This window comes from Caballeronia hypogeia (genome assembly GCF_001544875.2).
Lineage (GTDB): Bacteria > Pseudomonadota > Gammaproteobacteria > Burkholderiales > Burkholderiaceae > Caballeronia > Caballeronia hypogeia.
In genome coordinates this window covers 1-11,757 of the sequence record NZ_FCOA02000061.1, presented here as the reverse complement: position 1 = coordinate 11,757, position 11,757 = coordinate 1, and the positions used below count along the sequence as shown (strand labels likewise).

General features: G+C 64.3%; 5 protein-coding genes. 4 read left to right on the top strand and 1 reads right to left on the bottom strand.

Annotated features, from left to right (window positions below):
• The coding region (locus tag AWB79_RS37450) for a site-specific integrase (protein WP_082862599.1) at positions 1 to 1,976 on the bottom strand (1,976 nt) is incomplete at its 3' end.
• Positions 1,977 to 2,187: 211 nt separating this feature from the next.
• On the opposite strand from AWB79_RS37450, the gene AWB79_RS37445 reads away from it, so the two are divergent.
• The 4 genes from AWB79_RS37445 (at position 2,188) to AWB79_RS37430 (ending at position 10,725) form a co-directional block, all read left to right on the top strand.
• Positions 2,188 to 3,531, top strand: coding sequence for an Nramp family divalent metal transporter (locus AWB79_RS37445; protein WP_061172513.1), 1,344 nt, complete (start codon positions 2,188 to 2,190; stop codon positions 3,529 to 3,531).
• 38 nt (positions 3,532 to 3,569) lie between these two features.
• A complete protein-coding gene (locus AWB79_RS37440) occupies positions 3,570 to 4,733 on the top strand; it encodes a dienelactone hydrolase family protein (RefSeq protein ID WP_061172512.1) in 1,164 nt (387 codons plus the stop codon).
• Positions 4,734 to 4,894: 161 nt separating this feature from the next.
• On the top strand, positions 4,895 to 8,365 hold the full coding sequence (locus AWB79_RS37435) for an autotransporter outer membrane beta-barrel domain-containing protein (RefSeq protein WP_096031664.1): 3,471 nt from the start codon (positions 4,895 to 4,897) through the stop codon (positions 8,363 to 8,365).
• 47 nt (positions 8,366 to 8,412) lie between these two features.
• Positions 8,413 to 10,725 (top strand): cytochrome P450/oxidoreductase, encoded by a 2,313-nt coding sequence (locus AWB79_RS37430; RefSeq protein ID WP_061172510.1) that lies wholly within the window; start codon positions 8,413 to 8,415, stop codon positions 10,723 to 10,725.
• The last annotated feature ends 1,032 nt before the right edge of the window (positions 10,726 to 11,757 follow it).

The window sequence follows — 11,757 nt, the reverse complement described above, 5'->3', positions numbered from 1 at the left end:
CAGAAAACCAACGCTGGAGCCTCGCCTAGGAAGCCTTTACCTTGGCTACTGTGCATAAAAACTTTCAGCCGATAATAGAGCGAGGTGGTCGAGAGGTCCGCGTGGCCAAGTGCCGCGCTGGTTTCGCGCAGATCGGCGCCGTGAGCGAGCGCGTGAATCGAGTGGGTGTGGCGCAACCAGTGTGTGCTGGCCTGTTTCAGGCGACGCCCGCTGCCGGCGGTTTCCAACTCCATGACGGCCGCTGCGTCCGAAAAAATGCTCTTGAATATCTTCCCGATTCCGTCCGGCGTGATGGCTCGACCGCCGCGCGCCTGCGCGAGAATCGGCGTGCCTTCGGGGCAGGAAAGGGCGCTTGGAAGCGCGCGCATCGCCAGATTTTCTTCCAGTGTTTCGATGACCGCGGGAGGAAGCAGAACGCTGCGGGTCGAACCGGAACGCCGCGCCGCGGCGACCGACAGACGCCAGACCGGACCGTCCACTCCGGATAGCCGCCCGACGCTCAGCGAGTCCGTGGTGGCGCCGGCCAATTCGGCCCGGCGCAGGCCCGTGGCATAGGCGAGCAGCAGCGCGAGCCGGTCGCGATGCTCCGAAAATGTATAGTCCGCGCGCGTGACAGATTGCAGCACGCTCGCCCACTGGCCGATATCGAGCGTGCGGTTCGCGGATTCAAAGATAGGGGGCGCCATCACCCGCGCGACGTTGGCGAACGGATTTACCGCAAGATAACGCTCGCCGACGAGCCACTCGCACATCGCGCTCAAAATGGCGCGCGCTGTTTCTCGGCTGCGGTCCGACAGCGGCCCGGCGAACGGCCTCCAGTGCGCGAAACAGCGCTCGCCGCGCTGTCTGCCGATCCATCGAGCCGCCGGCTGGGGATTGGGCAGAAAAACGCCGATGTACTCAGCGCATTCTCCGTTATCCAGCGACGAGAACGGCTTGCCCTTTTCCAGCAACGCCCACAGCAAGAGCCGCTCGGCCTCGCGCCGATAAGCACGGCGAGTGTGTTCGCTGGCCGAACGGGCGTCGAGCCACGCGGAAATCGCCCTCTGGTCCGTGGCGAAAGGGTTTGCCGCTTTCCCTCGATTCGACCCTTTGGCGCCGTCGAGCGCATCCGGCACGCGTAACGCTTCAAGCGGCGCCATGTCCACCGCGCGAACATCATCGATGCCGGTGCGTGGCGCGACTGCGGTATCGTCCGCCCGCCATTGCCTGCGCGGCACCACGGCACGCGGGGAAAGCGTGTGTCCTAACGGGTCCGCATGTAGTTGCAGCCAGTCGACCACGCGCTGAGCGCCTCTCGGGCCCAGGCGCGGCACCGCTGCATACCAACGATGCCGCCGGCTTTCGATTATCGCGATCAGATCGGCGATGGTGTTCATTCCGGCAGCCGTCAGCCGTGCCGTGACCGCGGGTTCGAACCAGCCGTCGATCGGGTGATCCGGCTTCGGGTCCTGCGCCAGCGACGCCTCCATGCGCGCGAGCGCTTCCGCCTGACGGCGCCGCAGCCGCGCGTTGCGCGTCGCCCGCCGGTCGAGCACGGGCGAGCTTTGCGGCGGATAGGTTTCCTCGTGAAGGGCCAGCAGTTCCGCTTCGCCATAAACGCCGCCGGGGTCGACCTGCTCGCGGAAATCGTCTAGCGTGGGCACGGCCGAAGCCGGCGGGGGCTCGAAAAGGGGAATGCTGCCGGGGCGCAGCCGCAGCAGATGCGCTGCTTCCGTGTCCCGGGCGCGACGGGCAAGAACCGAGAGCGTGTCGCGCAGCGCATCGATCAGGCGTCGTGTGGCGCGGACATCGACGCCGGCGTCGCCGTAAGAAGCGTGCAACTGCGCCTCCGAAACGCCGTCCAGATAGCCGCGATACAGTGCGAAATGTTGCCGGGTGAGACGGCTGGGCGCGCGAGCACGTGAGCCATCGGTGGCGCTTTCGCGGATGACGCGCGTCGTACGCGCTTCGGCCGGTGTCTGCTGTTCGCTCATTTATCCTTTCTTATCAATCGTTTGCGGCAAGGTTATCAACCAGCTTCGAATTTGACAAGAAAAATGCGTACATCTGATAAGTCGAATTATCAGCATCGAGCGAAGAAAATACTGAAGCCTCCCTTGCCTAAGCCGCGCGCTTGAATGTTCATGCCGCGCGGCGCATATTTTCAGCACGTCCGTCACCGCCATGCGCAGGAGACTCGCTTCGATGCTCGATCCTGTACGCCCCGCCCAGAAACCGCCGGAGCAGGACGACGAGTTCCGGCCGAGCCTGCCGGAGGTGTACGCGTCGGTGCACGTGCCCGAGAGCGGCCGATGGATCCGCCGCTTCCTGGCATTCGCAGGCCCGGGATTCATGATTTCGGTCGGCTACATGGACCCGGGCAACTGGGCGACCGACCTGGCTGGCGGATCGCGCTTCGGCTACACGCTGCTCGCGGTGATCCTCATCTCGAATCTCATGGCGATTCTGCTTCAGGCGCTCTCGGTGCGCCTGGGCGTCGCGACCGGCCGGGATCTCGCGCAGGCGTGCCGCGATCATTATCCGAAGCCAGTGAACATCGCGCTTTGGCTCGCGTGCGAAGCGGCGATCGTCGCGTGCGATCTGGCGGAAGTGATCGGCACCGCCATCGCGCTGCAATTGCTGTTCGGCATTCCGCTGATCGTCGGCGCGCTGCTCACCGCGCTCGACGCCTTCCTCCTGCTCCTGCTGATCAACAAGGGCTTTCGCCTGCTGGAGGCATTCGTCATTGCGCTCCTGGTCGTGATCGCGAGCTGCTTTGCGTTGCAGGTCGCCGCCGCCTCGCCGCCGCTCGCCGATGTGCTGCGCGGTTTCGTACCGTCGCCGCGCATTGTCGCCGATCGCGAAATGCTGTACGTGGCGATCGGCATCATCGGCGCGACGGTCATGCCGCACAACCTTTATCTGCATTCGTCGGTGGTGCAGACCCGCGCTTACGGAAAATCCGTCGCGGCCCGGCGCGATGCGATTCGCTGGGCGACGATCGACAGCACCATCGCGCTCACGCTCGCGCTATTCATCAACGCCGCGATCCTGATCGTCGCCGCCGCGGTGTTCCATGCGAACGGCCATCAGGATGTCGCGGAAATCGGCGACGCGTTCCGTCTGCTTTCGCCGCTCCTCGGACTGAGCATCGCCTCGACGCTCTTCGCCGTCGCGCTGCTCGCGTCGGGGCTGAACTCGACCGTCACCGCGACCCTCGCCGGACAGATCGTGATGGAAGGCTTTTTGCGCCTGCGCATCCCGAACTGGGCGCGACGGCTCATCACGCGCGCAATCGCGATCGTCCCGGTGATCGTCGTGACCGCCATATACGGAGAGAAGGGCACGGGCCAACTGCTCGTGCTGAGCCAGGTGATCCTGTCGATGCAACTGCCGTTCGCCGTCATTCCGCTGGTGCGTTTCGTGTCGGACCGCAGCAAAATGGGCGTCTTCGCCATTTCGCGCTGGACCGGCGCGCTGGCGTGGTTCGTTGCGGGCGTGATCGTCGTGCTGAATGTGAAACTGCTCGCCGATACGCTTCTGCCGTGAGCCCGCGGCGCACCTATCTATATAAGGAGACGCACGCAATGACCGGCACGTTCATCGACATTCCGCTTCGCGACGGCGCGACCGTTCCCGCTTATCTGACGCAGCCCGCGAAGGGATCGGGCCCGGGCATCGTCCTGCTGCACGACTCGCCCGGCCTGGACGATTTCGTCACCAGCGCGGCCGATCTGTATGCCGAAGAAGGATACGTCGTGCTCGCGCCCCGCCTTCCCGCACACGAACCGAAAGCCGGCGGCGTCGCGGCGGAGAATTTCGCGGCGTTGATCGACGCGTTGCGCGCGCTGCCGCAGCATGCGGGCAAGGTCGGCGTGGTCGGCTACGGGCGCGGCGGACGGCTCGCGACGCGCATAGCCGCTCAGGCCGATGTCGATTGCGCCGCCTGCTATTACCCCGACGACCTCGCCGCCTGCCTCTCCGACATCCCGACGATTCGCTGCCCGATCGTGTTTCACTTTCCGGAGCACGGCGCGCACGACGCACGCGAAATCGAAACCGTGCTCGCGGGCAAGCCGCATATCGAGCGCTATGTGTATCCCGGCAGCGCGCCGGGCTTCATCGCGCCGGGTAACGCGCATCATGACAAACCCGCCGCGCTGATGGCGTATTCGCGCACGCTCTCGATGCTGCGTCGCGTGCTCGGACCGATCTTCGACCTCAACCACCTCTGGGAACAGCATTGCTATTTCGAGTTCGCCACGCGCGACGTCGATGCCGTCATGCCGACGATGGTTGCCGAGCCCTACGTCAATCACGTGCCGACGATGACCGGCGGCGTCGGTCACGATCAACTGAAGCGCTTTTACCGGTATCACTTCGTCCACTCGAATCCGGCGGATACGAAGCTGATTCCGGTGTCGCGCACAATCGGCTCGGATCGGGTGGTCGACGAGTTCGTGTTCTGCGCCACGCATGACCGCGAGATCGACTGGTTGCTGCCCGGCCTCGCGCCCACCGGAAAATACTTCGAAGTGCCGATGCTCGCCGTGATCCGCTTTCGCGGCGACAAGCTCTATAACGAGCATATCTATTGGGATCAGGCCTCGGTGCTGATGCAGATCGGCGTGTTGGATCCGCAAGGGCTGCCGGTCGCCGGAAGACAGACGGCTCGCAAGCTGATCGATGAAACCCTGCCGAGCAACCAGCTGATGCCCAACTGGGCGTCCAGCGAAGGCAAACCCATCTGACCTGCAGCGCGGCGCACAATTCAGCGGCCTTTGCATTGCATGGTGTGTGAACTACTCTGAGCACATCGTCGCGGACGAGCAGCATCATCGATGACAGGCATCCACGTAACGATGCGTGGCAATGCTGATTAAATCGAAATCGTCCGCGGGCCGGAGGTTTCATGCGCCGCTCGCCGTTACCCGTCCGATCGATGCCGCTCGCTCATGCGCTTTCGCTCGCGTTCGGCGTCTCCTGCCTCTTTCGTGCGCTGTCCGCGCTCGGCGCGTGCGACAACACCGCGCCGCGCTCAGACGAGACGGCGACGTGCGACGCACGCGCGCCGAATCCGTTGAGCCTGCCGGTGATTGCGGCGCCGGGCAGCAGCAACGTGACGATCAATGTCTTGCCGGGCACGGAACTCGATGTCAATGCCCAGAGCGGCCTGTTCGTGTGCAACGCGAGTACCGTGACGAACGCCGGGATTCTGCGCGTGACCGGCGATGGCTTCGATGCCATGACGTCCCAGGGTTCGTCCGGGCGCAACACGCTCGTGAACACCGGCGCGGTTTTCACAACCGGAAACAATTCGGAAGCGATGTTCAACAACGCGGCCGCTGTCACGATGCGCAACGCAGCCGGCGGCACGCTGACGACGAGCGGCACGAACGCCACGGCAATGAACGACTTCGCGAGCCCGGGCGGCGGCACGCTGATCAATGACGGCGCGATCGTCACGAGCGGCGCGGGCTCGATCGGCATGGGCGCGGGCACCGGCGGCGACACGCTGATCAACAACGGAGCGATCACGACGACCGGCGCGACGGCGACAGGCATGCTCGCCAACGGCGGCATCGTGAGCGGTCCCGGCGGCAACCTGATGTCGAACCACGGCACGATCGATGTATCGGGCAGCAACGCCCACGGCATCGCTTCGCTGGATGCAACGCCGGGCGCGATCGGCAACACGGGATCGATCACGGCGCATGGCGCAGGCGGACTCGGCGTATCGCTGGCGAGCCGTGGCGCGATCGTGAATTCGGTCGGCGCGCGCATCGTGAGCGAGCGGGCGAGCGGCATCGTTGCGAATGGCGGCGGCACGCTCGACAATGCGGGGACGATTCAGGGCGCGACGGGCGTGACGATCGCGGGCGGCGCCGAAACGATCGCCAACTCCGGCACGATTCGCGGCACGAGCGCGGAGGCCGTTGCCGCGAGCGGCAAGATCAACGTGTCGATCACCAACACGGGCACGATCGCGGGGGGCGCGGGCGTCGCGGTGCGCACCGATACCGGCAGCGACACGTTCAATATGAACGGTGGCGTCGTCACCGGACAGGTGCGGCAGGGTGACGGCGTCGACGCCTTCACGATGAGCGCCGGGCAGGTCGATTCCCTCGATCAGGGCGATGGCCGCGACACGTTCACGATGTCGGGCGGGCGTATCGTCGGCGCGGTCGCGAACGGCGATGTCGCGCAGGTGACGGGTGGGCGCATCGGCAGCATGGACCTGAATGTCGGCAACAACATTTTCAGCATGACGGGCGGACAGATAGACGGCAACGTGACAGCCGCGCAGAACGACGACACGTTCGCGATGTCGGGCGGCACGATCGGTGGGCGCGTCGATCTCGGCAGCGGCACCAATGCGCTGACGATCACGGGCGGATCGATCGGGCTGGGCGTCACGACGACCTCCGGCATCGACACGCTGATATGGAGCGGCGGCACGATCGCCGGACCGATATCGCTCGGGGCGGGCGACGACTCGGCCGTGATCCGCAATCTGAACGACGCGACGCTTTCCGCGATGACGCGTTTCGACGGCGGTACGGGCGCCGACACGCTTACGTTCGACAATGTTCAGGCGAGCGGCCTCGCACGTTTCTCGAACTGGGAGACGGTCAGCGCGACGAACAACACGCAGCTCATCTTCGATGCCAACGGACTCACGCTCGGCGACGCGGCGAGTGGAACCGGCGCGCTGAATGTCGATGCATCGAGCACGATCTTCGCGGGCGGTATCGGACGCACTGCAATCCAGCCGGCGGTGGCCGGGCAACTTGTCGCGCTTACCAACGCGGGGACGATCGACCTGACCAGCGGCGGCCCGAGCACGAGCGACGCGTTCGTCGTGAACGGCAACTACACGGGCCACGACGGACGGCTGCTTGTGCAGAGCGTGCTCGCTGCGGATGGCGCGCCGGGCGACAAGCTCGTGATCGCGCAGGGCGTGGGGGCGGGAACGACGTCGATTGGCGTGACGAATGTCGGCGGCGCGGGCGGACTCACGACCAGCGACGGCATTCTCGTCGTGCAGGCGACGAACGGCGCGACGACATCGGCGGGTGCGTTCACGCTTGCTCGGCCGTTGAATGCGGGGGCTTATACGTATTACCTGTTCAAGGGCGGCGTCAGCGAGGGCACCGCGGACAATTGGTATCTGCGGTCGAGCTTGCCGCCGGCTCCGATAGTGCCCACGCCCACGCCCACGCCCACGCCCACGCCCACGCCCACGCCAACACCGACACCGACACCAACACCGACACCAACACCGACACCAACACCAACACCGACACCGACACCAACACCGACACCAACACCGACACCAACATCAACTTCACCAGAAGCCGTCCCCACAGCCGCAGCCGGCACACCACCGCTTCCGGCGCCGCCGCCACCCGGCTCGCCCCCGACGCCGCTCTATCGCATGGAAGTGCCGGTCTATGCCGAACTGCCGGCCGTTGCGCGCGAGTTGGCCATCCAGCAGATCGGCACATTCCACGAGCGCCAGGGCGAGCAGTCGCTGCTAACGGAAAACGGCCCGCTACCCGCCGCATGGGCGCGCGTGTGGGGCGGCCATACGACACAACACAACAGCGGCGCAGCCGATGCCGAATTCAGCGGCGGAATCGGCGGCGTGCAAGTGGGCCACGACTTCTACTCGGACGCGACGTCCGGCGGTCATCGCAATCACTACGGTTTCTTCCTGGGCTTCGCGCGCGCGAGCGGCGACGTCAGCGGCTTCGCGCTCGGCTTTCCCAATTCCGATGTCGGCCATGTGTCGATCAACGCGTATAGCGCCGGACTGTACTGGACACACATCGGCCCGAGCGGCTGGTACACGGACGCAGTGCTGCTCGGCAGCTCGCTCACCGCCGATCCGCAATCGAATCGCGGCGTCGGCGCGACGACCCACGGCAGCGCCTTCGCCGCATCGCTCGAAGCGGGCTTGCCGATTCCGCTGCCGGCCGGTCTCGCCATCGAACCGCAGGCGCAACTGATCTGGCAGCACGTGAATCTCCACGACATAAACGACGGCATCTCCACCGTTTCCTTCGATGAAGCGAGCGGTCTGATCGGCCGCCTCGGCGTGCGCTTCTACGGCCATTTCGATGCGGCCGGGACGAGCTTCGAGCCTTACCTGCGCGCGAACCTCTGGCGCTATTTCGGCGCGACCGATACCGCGACCTTTGCGGGAACGACCGTCATCCCGACGAGCGTCTCCGCGACCACCGCGCAACTCGGCGCGGGCATTGTCGCGAAGGTGAGCGCGCGCGGCAGCGTCTTCGCGAATCTCGCGTGGTCGACGAACCTCGGCGGTTCGTATCGCCGCGCGGTCGAAGGGGGCTTGGGCGTACGCTGGAAGTGGTGAGCCGTTGCATACTGTGGTCACGCTAATAAAGAAAGCCGGAGACAAACGTGACCGCCACGCCGCAGTGCCCATTTCACGATGAACCCCGCGCGCCGAACGGCTGCCCGGTGAGCGCGCGCGCCGCCGAATTCGATCCGTTCGGCGACAGCTACAGCCAAGACCCGCCCGAATACGTGCGCTGGGCGCGCGAGCAGGAGCCGGTTTTCTGGAGCCCGAAGCTCGGCTACTGGGTCGTGACGCGCTACGACGACATCAAGGCCATTTTCCGCGACAACCTCACGTTCAGCCCGTCGATCGCGCTGGAGAAGATCACGCCGACGGGCCCGGAGGCGAACGCGGTGCTCGCGTCCTACGGCTTCGCGCTGAACCGCACGCTGGTCAACGAGGACGAACCCGCGCACATGCCGCGCCGCCGCGCGCTGATGGACCCGTTCACGCCGGAGGCGCTCGCGCATCACGAACCGATGGTGCGCGCGCTCGCCCGCGAATACGTCGATCGCTTCATCGACGATGGCCGCGCCGATCTCGTCGATCAGATGTTGTGGGAAGTGCCGCTCACCGTCGCGCTGCATTTTCTCGGCGTGCCCGAGGAGGACATGGACACGCTGCGCCACTATTCGATCGCGCACACGGTCAACACGTGGGGACGCCCGAAGCCCGAGGAGCAGGTCGAAGTCGCCCACGCGGTCGGCAAGTTCTGGCAGTTCGCGGGCAAGGTGCTCGACAAGATGCGCGAGGACCCTTCCGGCCCGGGCTGGATGCAGTACGGCATCCGCAAGCAGAAGGAAATGCCCGAGGTCGTGACGGACTCGTATCTGCATTCGATGATGATGGCCGGCATCGTCGCCGCGCACGAAACCACCGCGAACGCGACCGCGAACGCGCTCAAGCTGCTGCTGCAACATCCGGATGCATGGCGCGACATCTGCGAAGACCCGAGCCTGATTCCGAACGCGGTCGAGGAGTGTCTGCGCCATAACGGCTCGGTCGCCGCGTGGCGCAGGCTCGCGACGAAGGACGTGACGATCGGCGGCATCGATATTCCCGCGGGCGCGAAGCTCCTGATCGTCACGTCGTCGGCGAATCACGACCAGCATCAGTTCGCCGACGCCGATCTCTTCGACATCCGCCGCGAAAACGCCAGCGATCAGCTCACCTTCGGCTACGGCGCGCATCAGTGCATGGGCAAGAACCTCGCACGCATGGAAATGCAGGTCTTTCTCGACGAACTCACGCGTCGCCTGCCGCACATGCGCCTCGCGGAACAGCGCTTCACCTATGTGCCGAACACGTCGTTTCGCGGGCCGGAGCATCTTCACGTCGAATGGGATCCGGGGATGAACCCCGAACGCGCCGATCCGTCCGTCCGCGAAGCGCGCGCGGTGGTGCGCATCGGCGAACCGTCGTCGCATGCGGTGAGCCGCGCGGTGATCGTCGAATCGGTCGACGGCTGCGCGGATCGCGTCGTGCGCGTGCGGCTGGTGTCGGCGGATGGCCGCGATCTGCCGCGCTGGACGGCGGGCTCGCATATCGATGTCGTGTGCGGCGACACCGGGCTGTCGCGCCAGTATTCGCTCTGCGGCGATCCGGGCGATGCGCGCGCCTTCGAGATCGCCGTGCTGCGCGAGACGTCGAGCCGCGGCGGCTCGGCGTGGGTGCACGAGAACGTGAAGCCCGGCGCGCACTGGCGCATTCGCGGGCCGCGCAATCACTTCCGGCTCGACGAGACCGCGAAGAAGCTGGTGCTGATCGCGGGCGGCATCGGCATTACGCCGGTCAGCGCGATGGCGCGGCGCGCGCGTACGCTCGGCATCGACTACGAAGTGCATTACAGCGGCCGCTCGCGCGCATCGATGGCCTTGCTCGACGAGATGCGCGCACTGCACGGCGAGCGGCTGACTATATACGTGTCGGAAGAGGGCGTGCGCAACGACTTCGGGTCACTGCGCGTGGGCGAAGGCACGCAGGTCTATGCCTGCGGCCCCGCGCGCATGCTCGACGCGCTCGCCCGGACAAGCGCATCCTGGCCAGAGGACGCGTTGAAGATCGAGCATTTCGAGTCGAAGCTCGGCACGCTCGATCCGGACCGCGAACAGGCGTTCGAGGTCGAACTGAAGGATTCGGGCCTCGTGCTGAACGTGCCGGCCGATCAGACCTTGCTCGCCACGCTGCGCCGCGCGAACGTGGACGTACAGAGCGACTGCGAAGAGGGATTGTGCGGGTCGTGCGAAGTGCGGGTGCTCGACGGCGAAGTGGATCACCGGGATGTCGTGCTGACCAAGGGCGAACGTCAGTCGAACACGCGAATGATGGCGTGCTGCTCACGTGCGAAAGGCAAAAAGCTGATTTTGGCGCTGTGATGAGATGTCGTATTTCGAGCGGTGCGTTTCGCCGCTCGTAACAATTCCCGTCTGTTTGACGGATGGCATTATGTCGCGGAATAACGGCAGCGAATTTACTTGACGCTTTCATTTCTGCGTCATAAATCAGCGGTATTACGACATGATAGGGAACGCGGCAAAGACAGATTCGTTATACGCGCTAGTTAATCCACTTATAAAGAATAACGCTAAAAGCCGGTTAAACGATTGCGCATTCCAGTCGGGAATCATTGCGATAACCAGCAGGAACTGGACACGCGAAGCGGTCTGATATACCGTTTTGACGCGAACTTCGGTCAAGTGATCATACAACTTGCGCAATTTTCGTTGTCATATCGAATGATTATTGAACGTGTGTTCGAGTAATTCTGTAATCATCTGCATGATCAGTAAGCGACTTGTTACCTCATCTAGGGTTTATACCTACTAATATGAAATTTTTTACGCATGTTTTGCGTTTAGAATTGTTACTAATTTGGTGCGACGCACAAGCACGCACAACCGAATAACTTCCAATAACGCTCAGCTGTCCGCACGCGAGTGATCGCGCAGCCGAATCTCCCCTGTGGATTCACGACCGACAGCGAGACGAAAGAGAAGGCCGGTGCTTAACCTGAGAGATTCTATTAAAGGCCCATTTAAATGGACCACGCAATTCGTTTTACCTTTGCCGCATCCCGCCTGGGATCTTTTCTGCGGAACGAGTATGGACGCATAGGCTAGGTCGTTCCGTAGCCGCTGCGACGCTCGTTTCTGTCGCGCGCTCAGTATCGGACGGTCGGACTATGGCTCCGCACTCGACGATGCACACAATCCGCCCGAGTTCGGTTCGAACTCAAAGCCGTCCACATGAGATGGACGCGGTTTCGTTTCGCGCCGTTTTCGTCGCGGACGGACTTTTGCCCCAGGCTTTTCGCTGTTTGACGAGGATAGAAAATGACTGACGTAGTGATCGTATCGGCCGCGCGTACGGCGGTAGGCAAGTTTGGCGGTTCGCTCGCGAAGATCGCG